This is a genomic window from Pseudomonas sp. NFACC46-3 (assembly GCF_900114515.1).
GTDB lineage: Bacteria > Pseudomonadota > Gammaproteobacteria > Pseudomonadales > Pseudomonadaceae > Aquipseudomonas > Aquipseudomonas fluorescens_Q.
In genome coordinates this window covers 156,237-174,159 of record NZ_FOTH01000008.1, presented here as the reverse complement: position 1 = coordinate 174,159, position 17,923 = coordinate 156,237, and the positions used below count along the sequence as shown (strand labels likewise).

Annotated in this window: 14 protein-coding genes, 1 tRNA gene and 2 pseudogenes; 5 read left to right on the top strand and 12 right to left on the bottom strand. The window is 59.2% G+C overall.

The genetic code is table 11. The features are described 5' to 3' along the window. Nucleotides 1-123: 123 nt before the first annotated feature. Entirely contained in the window at nucleotides 124-1,284 is a 1,161-nt protein-coding gene (locus BM300_RS11630; protein WP_092462915.1) for a hypothetical protein, read from the bottom strand. 112 nt (nucleotides 1,285-1,396) lie between these two features. After that, nucleotides 1,397-2,815: a short-chain fatty acid transporter gene (locus BM300_RS11625; RefSeq protein ID WP_092462924.1), complete on the bottom strand. Its 1,419-nt coding sequence runs from the start codon at nucleotides 2,813-2,815 to the stop codon at nucleotides 1,397-1,399. Nucleotides 2,816-2,987: 172 nt separating this feature from the next. Between BM300_RS11625 and BM300_RS31710 the strand changes: the two are divergent. From BM300_RS31710 to BM300_RS11610, 4 genes and pseudogenes are all read left to right on the top strand, one after another. Further along, nucleotides 2,988-3,809 (top strand): annotated as a pseudogene (locus tag BM300_RS31710) (PAS domain-containing protein); the annotation flags it as partial. 108 nt (nucleotides 3,810-3,917) lie between these two features. Next, complete coding sequence (locus BM300_RS31705; protein ID WP_370873836.1) at nucleotides 3,918-4,349, top strand: methyl-accepting chemotaxis protein; 432 nt, start codon at nucleotides 3,918-3,920, stop codon at nucleotides 4,347-4,349. Between the two features lie 95 nt (nucleotides 4,350-4,444). Continuing rightward, nucleotides 4,445-4,999 (top strand): DUF2975 domain-containing protein, encoded by a 555-nt coding sequence (locus BM300_RS11615; protein ID WP_092462913.1) that lies wholly within the window; start codon nucleotides 4,445-4,447, stop codon nucleotides 4,997-4,999. Between the two features lie 7 nt (nucleotides 5,000-5,006). Continuing rightward, the gene (locus tag BM300_RS11610) at nucleotides 5,007-5,240 is read left to right on the top strand and encodes a helix-turn-helix domain-containing protein (RefSeq protein ID WP_063324371.1); all 234 of its coding nucleotides are present in this window, start codon (nucleotides 5,007-5,009) and stop codon (nucleotides 5,238-5,240) included. Here BM300_RS11610 and ggt read toward each other — a convergent pair. The 10 genes and pseudogenes from ggt to BM300_RS11560 all read right to left on the bottom strand — a co-directional run bounded on the left by ggt (nucleotide 5,222) and on the right by BM300_RS11560 (nucleotide 16,257). Continuing rightward, on the bottom strand, nucleotides 5,222-7,075 hold the full coding sequence (ggt, locus tag BM300_RS11605; RefSeq protein WP_092462911.1) for a gamma-glutamyltransferase: 1,854 nt from the start codon (nucleotides 7,073-7,075) through the stop codon (nucleotides 5,222-5,224). The genes BM300_RS11610 and ggt overlap by 19 nt on opposite strands. Nucleotides 7,076-7,345: 270 nt before the next feature. Continuing rightward, nucleotides 7,346-7,636: a DUF3325 family protein gene (locus tag BM300_RS31700; protein WP_092346084.1), complete on the bottom strand. Its 291-nt coding sequence runs from the start codon at nucleotides 7,634-7,636 to the stop codon at nucleotides 7,346-7,348. A gap of 3 nt (nucleotides 7,637-7,639) precedes the next feature. Beyond that, a complete protein-coding gene (locus BM300_RS11595) occupies nucleotides 7,640-9,163 on the bottom strand; it encodes a PepSY-associated TM helix domain-containing protein (RefSeq protein ID WP_092346082.1) in 1,524 nt (507 codons plus the stop codon). Further along, nucleotides 9,163-9,519: a hypothetical protein gene (locus tag BM300_RS11590; protein ID WP_256572681.1), complete on the bottom strand. Its 357-nt coding sequence runs from the start codon at nucleotides 9,517-9,519 to the stop codon at nucleotides 9,163-9,165. Before BM300_RS11590 ends, BM300_RS11595 begins: the two co-directional genes overlap by 1 nt. 36 nt (nucleotides 9,520-9,555) lie before the next feature. Further along, nucleotides 9,556-11,985 (bottom strand): TonB-dependent siderophore receptor, encoded by a 2,430-nt coding sequence (locus tag BM300_RS11585; RefSeq protein ID WP_092462909.1) that lies wholly within the window; start codon nucleotides 11,983-11,985, stop codon nucleotides 9,556-9,558. Nucleotides 11,986-12,078: 93 nt separating this feature from the next. Next, the gene (locus BM300_RS11580) at nucleotides 12,079-13,023 is read right to left on the bottom strand and encodes a FecR domain-containing protein (protein ID WP_092149638.1); all 945 of its coding nucleotides are present in this window, start codon (nucleotides 13,021-13,023) and stop codon (nucleotides 12,079-12,081) included. Then, nucleotides 13,020-13,544: a sigma-70 family RNA polymerase sigma factor gene (locus BM300_RS11575; protein WP_092149682.1), complete on the bottom strand. Its 525-nt coding sequence runs from the start codon at nucleotides 13,542-13,544 to the stop codon at nucleotides 13,020-13,022. Before BM300_RS11575 ends, BM300_RS11580 begins: the two co-directional genes overlap by 4 nt. Nucleotides 13,545-13,664: 120 nt before the next feature. Beyond that, a pseudogene (locus tag BM300_RS31695) lies at nucleotides 13,665-13,838 on the bottom strand (integrase); the annotation flags it as partial. A gap of 181 nt (nucleotides 13,839-14,019) precedes the next feature. Continuing rightward, a tRNA-Met gene (locus tag BM300_RS11565) sits at nucleotides 14,020-14,096 on the bottom strand. A 103-nt stretch (nucleotides 14,097-14,199) separates the two neighbouring features. Further along, nucleotides 14,200-16,257 carry a methyl-accepting chemotaxis protein gene (locus BM300_RS11560; RefSeq protein ID WP_063324372.1) on the bottom strand — a complete coding sequence of 686 codons (2,058 nt, stop codon included), beginning with the start codon at nucleotides 16,255-16,257 and terminating at the stop codon, nucleotides 14,200-14,202. Nucleotides 16,258-16,588: 331 nt separating this feature from the next. Between BM300_RS11560 and BM300_RS11555 the strand changes: the two genes are divergently transcribed. Beyond that, on the top strand, nucleotides 16,589-17,806 hold the full coding sequence (locus BM300_RS11555; RefSeq protein ID WP_092462907.1) for an MFS transporter: 1,218 nt from the start codon (nucleotides 16,589-16,591) through the stop codon (nucleotides 17,804-17,806). The last annotated feature ends 117 nt before the right edge of the window (nucleotides 17,807-17,923 follow it).

The window sequence follows — 17,923 nt, the reverse complement described above, 5'->3', positions numbered from 1 at the left end:
GGTCGTTGAAAAAACCTTGATAGCTTCGCCCAAGTCGGGGGCGTCATCTACTGTCGACTCTGACAGGTGCCAAAGGCGCTTTCCCGCGTCAGCGCCAGCCTACGCGGGAAAACGCCTCAAGGTTTAGACCGCCTCGGCTGGCAGCGGCATGGGTACCTTCAGTTGCGGAAGTTGCGACTTGATCGCCGGTGTTTCGCATTTTTTCGCTGCGTCTTCCTCGCTCAGTTTCCGAACCGAGGTGTAGAACAACTCGCAGGTTTTCTCCTTCTGCGTGACCTGCCAGGTCTGCGTGCACTGGTTCAGCTGGGTGTTCGGGTCGGTGCCCGGCTTGCTGCCCATGCCGGCCTGCCAGCATGCAGCACTCAGGTCCTGGCCCATGACTTTCAGGCCGGCGGCATCAGCCTTGGCTTCGTCTCCATCGTAGTTGTCCTTGTCGGCGGCGTACCAGATGTAGCTCGGATGGTTGGAGCCCAGGACCGGAACCTTGACCCCGCTACCGGTTGTGATGGTCGCCAAGCTGAGCACATTCACGGTCTGGCCGTACTGAGTCTTGATCCAGTTCCGAACGGGCGCTCCGAAGGCGACCATCGGCAATGCGGCGCCGCTGGCGGTTTGGGTGACCTGTGTGACCATGGTGGTTTGGTAATCGTTGAAGTAGCTATAGAGCCCCTCCAGTGTGCTGCCAGCATTGGACGGCGCTGCGATGGGCGCAATGTCGATGATGGTCTGGTAGGCCGGCGTCTGTTCAACCGCAATGCCGTTGACGGTCAGCAGTGTGGCCCAACGATCGGTGGTCGCCGACTCCAGGTAGTCCTGGGCCTGGGTCAGGGAGTAATCCGGCGGGAAGTGCAGCAACTCGACACTCTTGCGGTTTTCCAGGGCCATGCCAAGCGGCAGGAACAGGTACCAGTTATAGGACCATTTCTTGTCGCTGTTGAGTTTGGATGCGCCGTTGTACGCCAGGTCCCCGGCGTCAAGCAGGGCCTTGAGCGGTTGGCCGTAGCTCTTCGGTACGCCACTGATGCTGGCATAGACCTTGTCATTATCGATTTTGACGTGGACCTTGGCCGTGCCGTAGCCGTCGCGCTGCACGCTTTGGGTCAGGTAGTGCTCGACGGTCTGCTCCAGGGTCCAGTCGCGAAAGCAGATGACGTTGCAGTTGTTGGGGTAGGCGAAGAGTCGAGTGACGCGTTCGGTGCTGCCCAGTTGTACGTCAATGTCGGTGGCGTGGGCGGCGGCACTGAAGGCCAGGGCGGCAAAAGAAAGTACGGCGAGTTTGGACATGCTCAGATCCTTTTCAGCGTGTGGGCCCCTCAAAACAGGGCGCATCCATACTGAAACAGACCGGGCCGAAGAAGAAGTGGGCCGATGGAAATATCGGCCCTTTTTTATGGCTTTATGGCATCACTGGCGGCAAATAACTCAATGTCGTCCCCAGCGCCCATAGCAGCACCAGCACCAACGGCGTATGCACCAGCAACTGCACGAAGGAAAAACCGATCAGGTCCCTGGCCTTCAGCCCCAGAACCCCGAGCAACGGCAGCATGTAGAAGGGGTTGATAAGGTTCGGCAGCGCTTCGGCGGCGTTATAGATCTGCACCGCCCAGCCCAGGTGATAGTTCAGGTCGTTGGCCACCTGCATGACGTAAGGCGCTTCAATGATCCACTTGCCGCCGCCAGAAGGAATGAAAAAGCCCAGTACCGCGGAATAGACACCCATCAACAGGGCGTAGGTGTCATGGGAGGCGATTTGTACGAAAAAGGTCGAGATGTGGTGGGCCAGGGTCTGGGCATCGCTGCCTTTGACCGTGGTCAGCAACGCGGCGATCGAGCCGTACAATGGAAACTGGATCAACACGCCGGTGGTCGTCGGCACTGCACGGGCCACGGCGTCGAGAAAGCTGCGCGGCCGCCAGTGCAGCAAGGCGCCCAGCATGATGAACAGGAAGTTATAGGTGTTGAGCCCGGAAATGGCACTGATCGCAGGCTTGGTCGAAAACTCGTGGAACAGCCAGCCGGCCGCCAGCAGCACCAGGGCGATGATCAACAGTGGACTGTGTTCCAGCCATTCCCCTGGGCGGGTACGGGGCTGCAGCGCCGGCATGCTGAAACTGGGGTCGATACCACAAGCGGCGGCGTCACGGGCACTGTTCGGCCCGGGAGCGGTGGCGTAGGCGACGATCAGGGAAATCACGATCAGCGCCAGCAACATGACCCCGGACTGCCAGAGAAAAATGGTCTGGGTAAAGGGAATGACGCCAGTAATCGACAGGATCGAAGGCGGGAGGCTGGCCGGGTTGGCCTGCAATTGCGCTGCCGAAGAAGACAAGCCCAGGGCCCACACTGCGCCCAGGCCCAGGTAAGCAGCGGCCCCGGCGGCGCGATAGTCCATTTTCAAGTCGGTGCGCCGGGCGAGGGCGCGCACCAGCAAACCGCCAAACACCAACGACAGGCCCCAGTTGAGCAACGACGCGACCATGGAGATCAGCGCCACCCATGCCACGGCGGAGCGACCGTTGGTCGGAAGTCGTGCCAGGCGATCAATCAATTTGACGGCCGGTGGAGAACTGGCGACCACGTATCCGCCGATCACCACGAAGGCCATTTGCATGGTGAACGGGATCAGGCTCCAGAAGCCGTCGCCGAACGCCATGGCCGCCGCCGTGGGCGTGGCGCCGATAAATTGTGTCGCCACGGCGACCACCAGCACCGCCAGCGCGACGAAGACCCAGGAGTCGGGAAACCAGCGTTCGGCGAAACTGGAACAGCGCAAGGCGAAGCGGGCGGAACGGCTGTCTTCGATGTCGGTGGTCACGGCAATTACCTCGTTTTTATGGTTATGGGTATTGATGGCGGCAAAGGCTTCAAGGATCAGGCGCAACAGTAGAACAATCCAGTGACCATGGGAGGCTTATCGGGTTCGAGGGTGTCCTGGAATATTTTCACTGCGGGCTCGAGGTGCTCTTTAGAAAAAAAACGCCGGGCCGATGGCAAGGGAACAGCATTCAATTCTCCTGCTGTCGGAGCTGCCCATGTTCAACAACCGCCTGAAGCAGGAGCTACTGGCTCTTCGCCAAGAACTGTCCAGCCTTGCGCAAGTCAAGGAAAGCCTGGATCGCGAAATGCTTGGCCTCACCCTGGACGCCGATGGACGGATTCAATCGGTCAATCAGAATTTTCTCGACGAGATGCGCTACAAGAGCCAGGACTTGATTGGCCGGCCTGTGGATGAGCTGGTCCCTGGGTATTTGAAAACCAATGAGTTCCAGGTTCGCTTCAAGTCGGCGCTGACCCGTGGCGAGCACTTCTCCGGCGCCGTGCGCCTGCTGCGAGGCAATGGCCAGGAAGCCTGGCTGCGTTCGATCCTCCAGCCCGTACGAGGGGCTGACGGGCGGGTCCGCTTTTTTTCGATGTACTCCAATGACCTGACCCGCACCATCGAGGCGTCCCGCGAGCATGAAAACCTCATTGGCGCATTGGTGCGTTCAACGGCGGTGATTGAATTCGATCTGGGCGGTCACGTACTGACGGCCAATGATCGTTTCCTCAACGCCATGGGTTACAGCCTTGCGCAAATCAAGGGCAAGCATCACCGCATGTTTTGTGAACCTGAGGAATACAACGGCGCGGCCTACGAGCAGTTCTGGAAGCGCCTGAACAGTGGTGAATTCGTGGCCGGCCGCTTCAAGCGTATCGACAGCAGTGGTCGTGAGGTCTGGCTGGAAGCCTCCTACAACCCGGTGCTCGATGCCAATGAGCGGCTTTACAAAGTGGTCAAGTTCGCCACCAACATCACCGACCAGGTCAACCAGGAAAAAGCCGTCGCCGAGGCGGCCAACATCGCCTACAGCACCTCGTTGCAGACCGACAACAGCGCCCAGCGCGGCACGACGGTGGTAACCCAGGCCGTGGACGTGATGCGCGACCTGGCCCGGCACATGCAAACCGCTGGCGAAGGCATCGAGGCGCTGAATGAGCAATCCCTGGTGATTGGTACCATCGTCAAGACCATCAGCGGCATCGCCGAACAAACCAACCTGCTGGCGCTCAACGCCGCGATCGAAGCGGCCCGGGCCGGCGAGCAAGGTCGCGGCTTTGCGGTGGTGGCCGATGAAGTGCGACAACTGGCATCGCGTACCAGCCAGGCGACCGATGAAATCGTTGGCGTGGTCCGTCAGAACCAGGACATGGCCCGCAACGCCGTGGCCCTGATGACCGACGGCCAGCACCAGGCCGAACACGGCCTGGCCTTGGCAGCCGAGGCGGGAACGGTGATCGTCGAGATCCAGGACGGGGCGAAGAAAGTGGTCGATGCGGTGAGCCAGTTTGCCAATCAGCTATCGACCTAAGCTTCGAGTATTATTGTTTTTTACATATTAATTATTGTTTTGCGATAATTTCATGACTATGTTCTGGGCTCCTCTTATTTTGTTGGAGCCTCAACATGCGTACGAATCGTCTTGCCCTGTACAGCCAGCGCATGGCTGCCATAACGCTTTTCTTCATCGTCGCGATGATGGCCGTCAATGCCGTGGCCTGGCTCTTTCCTGATGTTGCGTCACGATACGGCCTGGGATTTGCCCTGACCGAACGACAGCTGTCGAGTTTGTCCGAAGAGGCGCTGCACTTGACCGGCTGGCAATCGCTAGGCGGCATTTTGCTGTCGAGTATTCCTTTGTTGGCGTTGGTGGCTGGCCTGGCCAACTTGCGGCAGTTGTTCAAGCGGTATGCCCATGGCCAGTATTTTTCCAGCGAAGCGGCTGTCTATCTGGGCAAGGTCGGGCGCGCGGTTGCGCTGTGGGTGTTGTTGGATTTCCTGTGCGAGCCGTTTCTCAGCCTGCTGATGACAATCCATGCGCCGGTTGGCCAACGATTGTTGACCCTCAGTATTACCGCCCCCTCCTTTGTGGCTTTGTTTCTTGCGGCCTGTATTGCGATCATTGCCCGGATCCTGTCCCAAGCCAGTGAAGTCGACTCAGAAAACCGAACTTTCGTTTGAGAACCCCATGCCTATCGTGATTCAACTCGATGTAATGCTGGCGACACGCAAGGTCAAATCCAAGGACCTCGCCGCCGCCATAGGCATTACCGAAGCCAACCTTTCCTTGCTCAAGCAAGGAAAGGTCAAGGGTATACGCCTGGCGACCCTCGAAGCCATTTGCAGTTATCTGCAATGTCAGCCCGCCGATCTACTGGTCTATCAGCCCCAGAGCGAGGTTGATCAATCCCCCAGCGCTTGACCCTCACGCCGTGGATCCGCCCCGCCAGCCAGTGTGGTTTTCCCTTGCGCATCGCGCACCCGGACAATCGCCTGGGTGCCACTGGTCATGTCAATTTCGCTCACCTCATGGCCTTTGTCTTTCAGCGCCTGGATCAGCGCCGGGCTGAATTGGCCCCGCTCCAGTTCGGTAGGGCCGTTGCGGCTGCCGAAGTTGGGAAGGTTGATGGCGGTTTGCGGGTCGAGGTCCCAATCCAACAGGCCAATCATTGACTTGGCGACGTATTCGATGATCTGAGAGCCACCGGGGGAGCCGACAGCGGCCACCAATTCCCCCCGACGATCGAAGATCAGCGTCGGTGCCATGGACGAGCGTGGGCGCTTGCCCGGTTCGACGCGGTTGGCGACTTTTTGCCCATTCTCTTCGGGGATGAACGAGAAATCGGTCATCTGGTTGTTGAGCATGAAGCCCTGGACCATCAAGTGTGAGCCGAACGCCGATTCCACGGTCGTGGTCATGGACACGGCGCCACCCTGGTCATCCACGGCCACCACTTGCGAGGTGGAAATACGCAGGGGGGAACGGTCCGGGGCGTAGGCCACCTGGATGCCCGGTGGTGTGCCGGGCTTGGCGACGCCCATGCTACGAGGGCCGATCAGGCTGGCGCGGCTGGCCAGGTACCCGGCATCGACCAAGCCGCTGAGCGGCACGGCGACAAAATTGGGGTCGGCAATGTATTGGGCGCGGTCGGCATAGGCCAGCCGCTCGGCTTCGGCGATCAGGTGCACCGCGTCTGGGGTGGGTTCAATGCCGGCGGGCTTGTCGGTCTTGACGGGTTTCAAAGGTGCGAGGGCTGCGGGGCTGTCGCGCTGTTCCAGGGCCTGCAACGTCCCGAGGATCTGCGCCACGGCAACCCCGCCCGAAGACGGTGGTGGCATGCCGCAGACTTGCCAGCGCTTGTAGTCGGTGCACAACGGTGCTCGTTCCCGCGCGGTGTAGCCCTGAAGGTCGTTCAGCGAAAGGCTGCCGGGGTTGGCGTGGCCTTGTACCTTGGCGACGATCTCGTCGGCGATCGGGCCTTTGTACAACGCGTCGGGGCCTTCGTTGGCGATGCGATTGAGCACGCCGGCCAATGCTGGATTTTTCAGCACGGTGCCAACCGCCTTCGGGCTGCCATCGGCATTGAGAAAGTAAGCGGCCATGTCTGGCGAACCCGGCAGGGAGGCGTCGGCGGCGATCAGCGAGTGCAGTCTGGGCGAGATCGCGAAGCCCTGTTCCGACAGCGTGATGGCCGGCTCGAACAGCGTCGCCCATTTGAGGCGGCCATGTTTGCGATGGGCCAATTCCAGCCCGCGCAACACCCCCGGTGTACCCACGGAACGACCGCCGATCTGCGCCGCCGTAAAGGGCATGGGTTTGCCGTCGGGTTGCAGGAAAAGCCTTTCGGTGGCGCCAGCCGGTGCCGTTTCGCGCCCGTCATAAGTGCTCACAGCCTTGCCGTCCCACAACACAATGAATGCACCACCGCCGATGCCGGAGGATTGTGGTTCCACCAGGGTCAGCACGGCCTGCATCGCAATGGCCGCGTCGATGGCCGAGCCCCCGCGTCGCAACATCTCCCGCCCGGCCTCGGCCGCCAACGGGTTGGCCGCGGCCGCCATGTGCTTGTCGGCGTAGCGGGTCTGCAGATCGGTACGGAAGCCGGAGACGACCTCTGGTGGAGCGGGCAATGCCGGTGTCGCTGTGGAGGAGGGTGGCGCCTTACAGGCCGCGAGTGTTAGAGCGACAGCCAGCAGCGAAACGGCTGACAGGCGATGGAGGTTCGGTTTCAGATCTGTAAGCACGTGTCGCTCCATCCGTGGACTTTGGGGGTATAGAGAACGACTGTAGCGATGCGAGGCGTGGGGCGCAAATCAACACGAGGCTGGTCGCCTTGATTTCCGGCTTGCCCAGCTGCACCGTGGCGAGGGAGCTTGCTCCCGCTGGGCTGCGCAGCAGCCCCTTTTTTAGTACTTGGTGTACACAGTCATTTGAACAAGATTCCTAAACGCACTGTATCTAAATAGTTTAGTGCTTTTAATTTTACTCAGGCATACATGCAGGCATTACAAGCTGCCGCCTTTTGACTACTTTTTTCTCTCATGCTTGTACCAACAGAGAATGATCGTCACGCCAATACCTGAGGGAGCGATAGACAGAGTCCAGATTACCGCTCCCATGACAAACCCTTGGCTTGACAGGCTCATCAGTAGACTTGATGCGAGCAACAGCGTTGCGCCGCAACGTAACACGCGTGTTCCGAGTAACTGCCGTTGAAGCGTAACCCTGCGCAAGTGAGTGATTTGACTTAGCGCCAATGCGCAGAGCCCCAATACCATTAAGCAGACCGCAGCGATGCTCGATAACCAATAAGCCATTTGTCACCTTGCCGAGCGCTTGTGACGGAGCAAGCGCCTACCCATGATTCCCGCGAGCAACGCGATGATCATCAACGCCAGATCCACCCCCGCCACCGCCGATAGCTTGTGGTTCATTGCCCGCCAGAGATGATCGCCCGTACTCCAAGCATTGGAGAGCACAGCCAGTAGCGCCAACGCGCTGATCAGCAAAAGGTGCGCGGCCCATGGCGCCCGTGATTGCGCCGAGCGCAAGATAACCAACAGGGCATGCACAGCCGCCAGCACCCAGACCCAGTAAAATGCTGTGGTTTCCCACTGGGCCCGGTCAACCAGGTCGATCGGCAGCCATCGATTGACCACTAGCATGGCCAGGGTGGCCAGTGGCATTCCAGTGATCAGCGCGCTGCTGAGCAGTGTCATCGACACCACGCCCCATTGCCCGGCAGCGTGCTGCAGGCGGCGCTTTTCCAGCCAGTACAACAGGCCACTGCCGAGCATCACGCAACCACTCAAACCGGCAAAAAAATACAAGGCGCGCAACCACTGCTGCTGAAAATGCGCCACATGCAATCCGGCCAGAAACTTGAAGCTCGCGGCGGCGGCCGGCAATCGGGACTCATGTAGCAGCCTTGCGCTGGCGCCATCGAAGTACAGGGTTTGCCCATCCTGGCTCATGCGGTCAGCCAAGGAGCGACTGATCTCGACGTAGGCATTGGCATCCCCGGGGTGCCAGACCCGGACAAACGCCGGCTCGCCATCGCCCCAGTGCAATCGGGCTTGCGCCATCATCCGGTCCAGCGAGGCCAATGACCCCGGTATGCCCGATGCCGGGCGACTGTAGGCTGCGTCCGCCTCTTGACCGAACTTACCGGGCTGGTCCAGGTACACCGCCAGGATGCCGGCAGGGAGATACAGCGGGAACAGGATCAGCACTCCCGACAACAGGATGACCACTTGAAAAGGCAGGGTAAACACACCGGTCAGGTTGTGCATGTCCAACAGCCGCCTGGGCGACTTATCGGCTCGCAATGTAAACAGATCCTGAAACAGGCGCGCATGGATACAAACGCCGGCAATCAACGCGATTATGCCCAGCATGGCGGCAAGGCCCAGCAGGCGCGCACCGATGTTCCAGAAGTTGATATTGAGGGTGTAATGCATTCGGTAGAAAAAGTCGCCGCCGAGGCTTCCGGCTTCGGGCAGCGCGCGGTCCCCGGCCGGCGCCAGAAAACGACTGAAGCCCTGACGGTCCTTGGTCCAGGCTTGAAATCGCACCACTGGCCGGCGCTCATCGGGCAGCTCCACGTACCACTGCATCAGCGGTTTGCCCTGCGTCAAGCCGGCTATGTGGGGGACCACCCGGTGATCCAGTGACAAGGGCGTGTCAATTGGTGCCAGGCGAATGTGCGGCAGCATCCAACTATCCAGCTCACGGTCATAAACCGCCAGGCTACCCATGAAAAATGCGATCAGCAGCAGCCCGGAAAAACCGATGCCGACAAATCGATGCATCCACAGCAACGCCTGCCGAACACTCGTGAACATCAGGCGCCTCCCGCCAGATAGCGGGTGTTTGCCCACATCGCCAGCAGTGCACTCACCACCAGCAAGCCGTTGCGCGTTGCATGTGGCGCACTGAACAACCACAACACCAGCCATGGAAAGAGCAAGAAACTGGTGATCGAACTGGTTAGCACCGCTTCACTGGGCTGCACACGCCAATGCACTAGGCACAACGCCAAAAAGCCGTTCAGCGCCCAGCACGATAGGTAACTGAGCAGCAACACCAGCACCAGCCACGCGGTACGCTGTGGGCCTAGGTTTTTCCTTGGTTGTTTTGACGCTGTTTGTCTCACCCCAACTCCCGGATCGCAGAGCGTGTAGCCGATAAAAAACGGCATACCGAAGTATGCCGGGTGAGTGACAGGCAATCGTAATCAGAACTTGGCGCGCAGTGTCATGGACACGGCACGGGGGTCACCGAAGATATTCCCGTCCTGGAAAGTGTTGATCCGCTGAAAGTACTTCTTGTCGGTCAGGTTGGTGCCGAGCAGATCAGCGGAGAAGTTTTGCGTGATCTGGTAGCCAATGCCCGCATCGTACAGAGCGTATCCACCCTGGCGGAGTTTGGTGCCGTTCATGCCGATGCCAGGGACATCCAGCTTATTATAGGTCTCGCTGACAACGCTGACGCCACCCTGGACACTCCACTTCTCCAACTCGCCGGGCAGTTTGTACAGGCTCCACACCCGCAACATGTTTTTCGGCAGGTAGGTCTGCAACTGCTCGTTGGGGCTGTTATAGCGTTTGTAGGTATGGGTAAAGTTCGCGCTGAGGAACCAGTCGGGAGTCATCTGTCCACTCAGCTCAGCCTCGAACCCACGGGTCCGAGCCTTGCCGCTGGCAACCACGGCCCGTGCATTCGGATCGTTCATATCCGGAATTGCGCGATTCTCTTCTTCGATCTGGAACGCTGCCAACGAGGCGTTCAGTGCGCCATCGAGGAATTCGCCCTTGATACCCAGTTCATGTTGCTTGCCTTCCAGCGGCTTTATGATGTTGTTGTTGATGTCCAGATTGCTGACAGCCTGTGGCTGGAATACGCCGGAATAGTTGGCATACACCGAGTAGTTATCATTGAGGTCGTAGATCAGCCCGTAGAACGGAGTGAACTTCTGCGACACACTATCGCCGCTTTTTTCCGACGGTGAGCCGGCCTCGGGTTGGTGCTGACTGCGGTGCATCTCAAGCCAGGTCACGCGCCCGCCGAGTACCAGCGTCAGAGGGTCGGAAAGGCTCAAGCGCATGTTGCTGTAAAGCGCTTTTGCGCGGGTGTTGGCAACACTGGTCGGCAACTTGTCCGAATCAGGAAAGGCCGGGTAGGCAAAGTCGGGCTGCGGGTTAACGAGATCAACGTCCCCTAGGAAATTTGAAAAGTAGCCGCCGTTGGAGGCGAACTCGGAGCGCGAATAGTTGGCGCCCACCAGCACTGTATGTTCACGCCCGAGGAAGTTGAACGGACCATCGACATATACGTCAGCCTCGTCCTGTTTCTCGCGGTAATCGAACATGATCGAGTTCATTGACACCAAGTTGTCCGCAGGGTCGATGCCGCCGCCATTACGTGCGTAAGCCTGTGTCAAATCGTAATTGTTATCGGCGTGCCGCAGCGACAACCTGGTCTTCCAGCCATCGCCCAACTGATGCTCGAGTTCGGTGAAAACTGCGGTACTCCAGAAGTAGTCGCGGTTCCAGTCTTCACCGTAAAAGTTCTTGCGCGATGCATTCGGCAGTGACATCGCGGCTTCACCGGCTGAATTAGTGTAACGATAGGCCGGTAGGGAGCGTTGGGCGCCACGGATGTCGGTGTTCTGATTGCTCGCACCGATTGTCCAGACTGTGTCTGGCGTCAGGTCTATATCGACAATGCCATAGACTTGATTCGACTCTCGCTTGCCGCCACTGTCGTAGTAGTAACCTTCGTCGTGCTCGCTGAGCACCAGGCGTCCCCGCACATTACCGCTCTCGGTCAACGGGCCGGTGACGTCAACCATGCCCCGATAGTCGTCCCAGGAACCGGCGCTGATTTCCGCCGAAGCAGCTGCCTCGGCCAACGGTCGCTTGCGTATCAGGTTGATGCTACCGCCGGGGCCGCCTGCACCGGTCAGGCTGCCAGACGGGCCCTTGAGTACCTCGACGCGGTCATACATGGTCAGGTCGGGTGACAGGAACACCCTGTTGTCCATGGTGGTCGGCGTACCGTCCAATTGCAGCGAGGTCATTTCGAAACCCCGGGAGAAAAAACTTAGACGGCTGGCGTCGATTCGCTGCACGGTTACACCACCGACCTTGCCCAGAGCATCTTCGAGGGTATAGAGATTTTGCTTCTGAATACGCTCCTGGCCAATCACGTTGATCGTCTGCGGCACCTCTCGAAGACGCAACGGGACTTTGGTACCCACCGACACGGTGGGTGCTTCGGTCTGCATTCCGACGATCGACTGTGCCGGTAGCGTCATGCTGCCGAGGGCGTCCAGCGTCAAGGTTCCATCCGAGGTCGTGCGTACTGACAATCCGCTGCCTTCAATCGCGATTTGTGCCGCTCGCTCGGCATTCATTGTTCCCTTGATGGCCGGAGCACGTAGCCCGGCAACGAGATTCGGCACATACACGATTTCGTGACCGCTTTGGCGGGCTATGCGGTCGAGGGTTGCCACCAGGGAGTCGGCTGGCAAGTCGAAGTTTTGTAGCGATTGGCTTTGCGTCGAAGCCGACTCCGCAAAGCTGGTCGAAGCGTATCCTTGAGCCAGCAATACAGAAAAGCACACAGACGTTAGCCTGCGCGTAGTGTTAAAACGATTGGACATAGGTAACTCCGTGTTGGCGGCTGCGCTTTTATTAGCGGTTAATGCCTATGTCCAACGAGACTGAAAAAGCGATACAGGGCAGATGAAAAAAACTTAGCCGAGCAGTTCGATCTGGGTCCAGAACCCCAGGTACTGCTCGATGCGTACGGGCAGAATCTGCTCCAGCGAGTTCAGTGCACGCTCACTGTTATCCAAGGAGAACAGGCCGGAAACACGAAGCCGGGCCGCTGCCGTACTGATGCGGATCACCCCGCGTCGGTAAGGCTGCAATGCCTCGATCACTTCCCCAAGCGCCCAGTCATCCACACTTAGTTTGCCGCTCTCCCAACTGCTCTCACCTTTACGATTAGCCGCCAGTGGCGTGATGCCTTTCGAGTCGAGTCGGGCACCTTCGCCGCTTTGGAGTGCTGAACAACGATCGTTGAGGCGACCGATGCAGAGGCTGGACCGCATGCCCCATACATGGGTCGAATCGCCCTGCAGCGAAACCATGAACCGAGCGCCAGCGCCGCGTGCAAATCCGTGGGACGTTTGCACTACGAAAGGCCGAGGGTCGTCACTGACCTCAATGATCAGCTTTCCGGCACGCAGCAGCAGGCTGCGCTCGCTATCAGTAAAATTGATATCCACCGCGCTGCGTGCATCCAACCGCAATTTGCTGCCATCCGACAGATTGAAATCACCCCGTTGGGCCGTAGCGGTCCGCAAATCGGCTCCGATAGTAGAGAACAGCGTACTCTGCCGGCCAATCAGTGTTGCACCGATGCCGACACCGCCGAACACCAGCGCCCCACGAAGCAAGCGACGTCGCTGCAGATCAGGGGTTTGCAGCACCCGGCGTACCTGTGAGTCCGAGCCACGCAAGAGGGGTGGGAAGGTTGCCTCCAAATGGACCTGAACTTTCTCCCATGCCTGCGCATTCGTCGGGTTGGCAAACCAGGCGTCAAACGCCTTTTGTTCGTCGGCCATGACTTCGCCTGAGCGCATACAGGCCGTCCACTCGATAGCTTCATCGACTGCGGAGCGTGTGTGCTTCATTTGCGCATCAGATTCTGGCAGCACAGTTTCAAACCCTTGGCCACGTATTGACGTACTCGAATGGTCGAGACCCCGATCAACTCGGCAATGTCGGCGTACTTCATTCCGTCCACCTGACTGCACAGAAATGCAGTACGGGCTCGCGCAGAAAGACCGGCGAGCAAGGCATCGATTTCAAGGAGCGCTTCAATCGCCAAAGCACGTACTTCGGGAGAGGGCTCAAACATTTGAGGTTGCAACGCTAACGCTTCCAGATAAGCACGCTCCAGATCGCGCCGTCGCCAACTGTCGTACATCAATCGCTTGGCAATGGTCGTAAGCAACGCCCGAGGTTCGCGTATCGCCTGCGGCTCAGGTAAAGCGACAACCTGAACGAACACTTCGGCAGCCATGTCAGCGGCATCATGAGTACAACCAAGCCGCGCCCGCAGGCGACTCAGCAACCAACCATGATGGTCGCCAAAAAGACTGTGCAGAACCGTCTGCCGAGCACTGGAAGAAGCGAGCGCAATGTGGGTCATTGGAGTGTACTGAATGATAATTCTTATCATTATCTCCAGTGTTGTGATTTTTTCAAGGCGTAAGGCTTTCTATGAGCTTCGCCACTGCGACATGGGGCGTTTAGACGTCCCTCATCAATGTTTTCCTAGAGAAGGGAACACGTGACGTTCCAAGGCTCCGAGAATCCTCTTCGCTGTGTCGAGATCCCAGCCGCCCAAGCGAGAGGAATGCCATTTACGAGCCAAGGCCTCAAGGGGTTCGTTTGTGGCTTCTATCTCCGCAGCTTTCCTAGCTTTCTTGGCGGCTATCGGAGAGGGGACGGCGTTTGATATCGCTGCGCTTCATCCATGTATGCTTCTACTGAGGCAGACATGGGGGGCATACAGGATGTGAAGGATGCGCGTAGAGCGGAATGGATTTCCAGATACAAGAAAGCCCGCACTAGGCGGGCTTCTTGTTGTTCAAAGACGTTCGAAAACATCGTTGAACAGGACTTGGTGGCTACACAGGGACTTGAACCCCGGACCCCAGCATTATGAATGCTATGCTCTAACCAACTGAGCTATGTAGCCAAGTGGCGCGCATTATTCGCCGGTAACGAAGATGTGTCAAGCGTAAATCTGAAATATTTCTCTGCGCTTTCAACCGCTTAACAATCCTCGCAGCAAATCGCTATCAACCGAGCTGAAATCTCCCTGTGTTGGCACTCAGAGCCCGGCTTCCCTGGCTCAGGGTATCCGCCGCCAGGTTCACGGCCCTTGCGCCTTCAAGCAAACGCATTGCTGCCTGGTCGACCTGCTGGATATTGCCGCTGACCTCGTCGGCGGTGCTGGCTTGCTCATCCACGGCGGTGGCGATTTGCGCCAGGGTATCGGTGACGCTTTGCACCGCGCTGGCAATTTCTCCCAGCCGTTCGCCAAGACCGGTGACGGCTTGGGCGTCGGTCTGGGCCTGGCCGCAGGCGGCTTCCATCAGGCTGACGGCTTCGTTGACCGTGGCGCGCAGGCTGTCGACGGTGGCGGCAATCTGTTGTGTGGAGGATTGGGTGCGTTGCGACAGGCTGCGCACCTCGTCGGCCACCACTGCGAAACCACGGCCCTGTTCCCCGGCGCGAGCGGCTTCGATGGCGGCATTGAGGGCCAAAAGGTTGGTCTGCTCGGCCACGCCGCGAATGGTATCGACCACCAGTTGGATCTGTTGCCCCTGCTCGCTGACCCGTCCCAGTGCGGCGGCGGTTTCGTTGAGGCGCTGGTTGAGCTGCTGGATACTGGCTGTGGTGCGTTGGCTGTCGTGGCTGCTGTCGGTGGCGATGCGGCGGGTCTGCTGGGCGCTATCGGAGGCCTGTTCACAACTCTTTGCCACGCCCTGGGAGGTGGCGGCCAGTTGTGTCGCGGCGGCAGCGATCTGGCTGATCTGCATCTGCTGGGCCTCGACTTCGCCCAGGGCGCCGCTGGAATGGGTATTGAGGGTGCGTACAGCGTTGCTCAACTGCAACGTTTCGTGGTCGACCCCCAGCAGGCTGTTGCGCAATTGCACCACGGCGACGTTGAGAGCGGTGCTGATGGCCGCCAGTTCATCGCGCCCTTGCACCGGCACTTGCAGGCTGAGATTGCCGTCGCGCAGGGCTTCGGCCAGCAGGGTAATGCCGCTGGCGCTGCGCCGGATCGACGCTTGCAGGCAAACAAAAAGATACAGCGCCGCCAGCAGCAGGCAGCCCAGTACCGTCGCCACCAGGGTGAACTGGCGAATCGCCGAACCGTGGTAGTGGTCCAGCCGCGTATCCAGTGCCACCAGTGACTGTTGCCGCAGGGTCGCCAGGTCGGCGAGGAGGGCGTCCATGTGTTTTTCGAAGTCTTCGGGCTTGAGATTGATGGAACCGCCGAACACGCCGTCATCCAACACTTTCAGGCCAGCATCCAAGTGCTTGAGGCTGCCCTGGTATTGTCCGGCCCAGGTTTGCAGATCGCTGGGCAGGCGGGTTTCCAGCAGCGCCCCGGTCTTGACCAACTGGTCCCGGGCGTCGCCGATACGGCTGCGCAGGTCCCGCAGTTGCAGGCGACTCTGCAACGTGAACTGGCCTGATACCACGGAGGCTTGTCCAACGCTGGCCAGGCGACCGACCCGTTCGATCAGGTCCGGCGTCTGTTGGGTGGAAATCTGAGTCAGCAAATACGTTTCCAGCCAGGAGGCGAGGGTCAGGCGGTTGTCCATGACCATCTGTTCGCGCAAGGCTTGCAGGGCGCTGAGGGCGGCGGTGAAGCGGTCGTAGCCATCCGGCCACCAGCCCACGCTGCCCAGGCTTTTCGAATCCAGACCGTTGAGGCTGGTTTGCAGGGCTTGATAGCGGGCGAGGGTATCGGCTTCGGCGCCTTCGGTTTGCAGGGCGTTGCCCAGGTCACTGGCGGCCTGGGTAAGGGCCGGTTGCACTGCGTCATACGCTGCCATGGCGGCCAGCGTCGCGGGTGTCGGCTGCCGATTGGTTTCGGTGGCACGCCAGCGGGCTGCGCGGTTGCGCTGCGCGGTGAGCAGGTTGTCCAGGTTATCCAGGGCCAGCAATTGGCGCACCCCGGCGCGTTCCCCGGAAATCAGGCTGAGTTTGTCGCGATAGTCCTGGCCGATAAGCCATAGGCTGCCCATGAGCGGCAGGATAAAAAGCAGGAACAGCAATTGGAATTTGCGGGCGAAGCCGAAATGCCCCAACAACCTGATTCCAGGTGATAAAAAAGCCTGCATGCCCATACTCCCCTGAACACCCTTGCACTATTTTTGTGCGTTTTCTACACAAGTGTCGAAACAGGTGCTCTTTTAAAAGGCCTCGAAAGTTTGTCCAAATCGGCTCGGTAGGCCAGCTCTGTAGCGAAACTTCCCATTCTCGGTCTCCTTTGTAAGGAGCCGTGTTGTAGACCGTTAACAAGGCAAGATTCAGACCATGGCGTTGGGCTATCACCTTGGATTTCGACAATTTTTCGAGGTCGATAGCTAGCTAAGGGGATAGCCTTGCTGCACCGAAAAATGGCACATTGACGCCTTGCCCGTGTGCACCCTCTGTCGTATGGAAACTCCCATGGCTATCAGCAATACCCAGGCCGAGACCCCACTCGTTGCCACCACTGCGCAAAGCAGCCCGTTGGTCATGCGGATCATCGGCGCCGTGGCGCTGGCGCATCTGATCAACGACTTGATCCAGGCCGTGCTGCCCTCGATTTATCCAATGCTCAAGGACAGCTATGGCCTGACGTTCACTCAGGTTGGCTTGATCACGCTGACGTTCCAGTTGACCGCCTCTTTGTTGCAGCCTTGGGTCGGCTATCACACTGACCGGCACCCCAAGCCCTGGCTGCTGCCGGCCGGGACGGTATGCACGTTGATCGGCATTGTGATGATGTCCATGGTCGGCAGTTTTGCCTTGATCCTGTTGGCGGCGGGATTGATCGGCATTGGCTCGTCGACCTTTCACCCGGAAGCGTCGCGGGTGGCGCGATTGGCCTCGGGCGGCCGTTATGGGCTGGCGCAATCGACGTTCCAGGTGGGCGGTAACGCCGGCTCAGCGTTCGGCCCGCTGCTGGCGGCGGCGATCATCATTCCCTATGGGCAAGGCAATGTGGCCTGGTTCGGCTTGTTCGCCCTGTTAGCGCTGTTCGTGCTGTACCGCATCAGCCGCTGGTACGCCAACCACCTGAACTTGTTCAAGCTCAAGCAAGGCCAAGCGGCCACGCATGGCTTATCCAAAGGCCGGGTCTTGAGTGCGCTGGTGGTATTGGGGCTGTTGGTGTTTTCCAAGTATTTCTACATGGCCAGTTTCACCAGCTACTTCACGTTCTACCTGATCGAGAAGTTCGACTTGTCGGTGGCCTCTTCGCAATTGCACCTGTTCCTGTTTCTCGGGGCAGTGGCGGCGGGGACGTTCTTCGGCGGACCGATTGGCGACCGGATCGGGCGCAAGGCGGTGATCTGGTTCTCGATCCTCGGCGTGGCACCGTTCACCCTGATCCTGCCTCACGTTGACCTGTTGTGGACCAGCATCCTCAGCGTGGTCATCGGCTTCATCCTGGCCTCGGCGTTCTCGGCCATCGTGGTGTATGCCCAGGAGCTGGTACCGGGCAACGTCGGGATGATCGCCGGCGTGTTCTTCGGGCTGATGTTCGGTTTCGGCGGGATTGGCGCCGCGCTGCTGGGGCACCTGGCGGACATCCGCGGCATCGAGTATGTGTACTGGTTGTGCTCGTTCCTGCCGCTGTTCGGGGTGTTGGCGATTTTCTTGCCGAGGACTCGAAAGGCTTGAGGCGCGAAGGTCCATGTAGCTGAGCCGACGCCAACGCGAGCTTGCTCGCGAAGGCGTCGGCACATCCAACATCATTGCAAACCGACCCAGCGCCTTCGGAGCAAGCCCGCCTGTCAA

Bases quoted from the DNA above. Each gene is read 5' to 3' on its own strand.
- BM300_RS11575 (WP_092149682.1), bottom strand. From the start codon at position 13,544: ATGACCCACATTGCGCTCGCTTCTTCCAGTGCTCGGCAGACGGTTCTG.
- BM300_RS11630 (WP_092462915.1), bottom strand. From the start codon at position 1,284: ATGTCCAAACTCGCCGTACTTTCTTTTGCCGCCCTGGCCTTCAGTGCC.
- BM300_RS11615 (WP_092462913.1), top strand. From the start codon at position 4,445: ATGCGTACGAATCGTCTTGCCCTGTACAGCCAGCGCATGGCTGCCATA.
- BM300_RS11590 (WP_256572681.1), bottom strand. From the start codon at position 9,519: ATGCCGTTTTTTATCGGCTACACGCTCTGCGATCCGGGAGTTGGGGTG.
- ggt (WP_092462911.1), bottom strand. From the start codon at position 7,075: ATGGAGCGACACGTGCTTACAGATCTGAAACCGAACCTCCATCGCCTG.
- BM300_RS11595 (WP_092346082.1), bottom strand. From the start codon at position 9,163: ATGTTCACGAGTGTTCGGCAGGCGTTGCTGTGGATGCATCGATTTGTC.
- BM300_RS11610 (WP_063324371.1), top strand. From the start codon at position 5,007: ATGCCTATCGTGATTCAACTCGATGTAATGCTGGCGACACGCAAGGTC.
- BM300_RS31700 (WP_092346084.1), bottom strand. From the start codon at position 7,636: ATGGCTTATTGGTTATCGAGCATCGCTGCGGTCTGCTTAATGGTATTG.
- BM300_RS31705 (WP_370873836.1), top strand. From the start codon at position 3,918: ATGCGCGACCTGGCCCGGCACATGCAAACCGCTGGCGAAGGCATCGAG.
- BM300_RS11580 (WP_092149638.1), bottom strand. From the start codon at position 13,023: ATGAAGCACACACGCTCCGCAGTCGATGAAGCTATCGAGTGGACGGCC.
- BM300_RS11555 (WP_092462907.1), top strand. From the start codon at position 16,589: ATGGCTATCAGCAATACCCAGGCCGAGACCCCACTCGTTGCCACCACT.
- BM300_RS11560 (WP_063324372.1), bottom strand. From the start codon at position 16,257: ATGCAGGCTTTTTTATCACCTGGAATCAGGTTGTTGGGGCATTTCGGC.
- BM300_RS11585 (WP_092462909.1), bottom strand. From the start codon at position 11,985: ATGTCCAATCGTTTTAACACTACGCGCAGGCTAACGTCTGTGTGCTTT.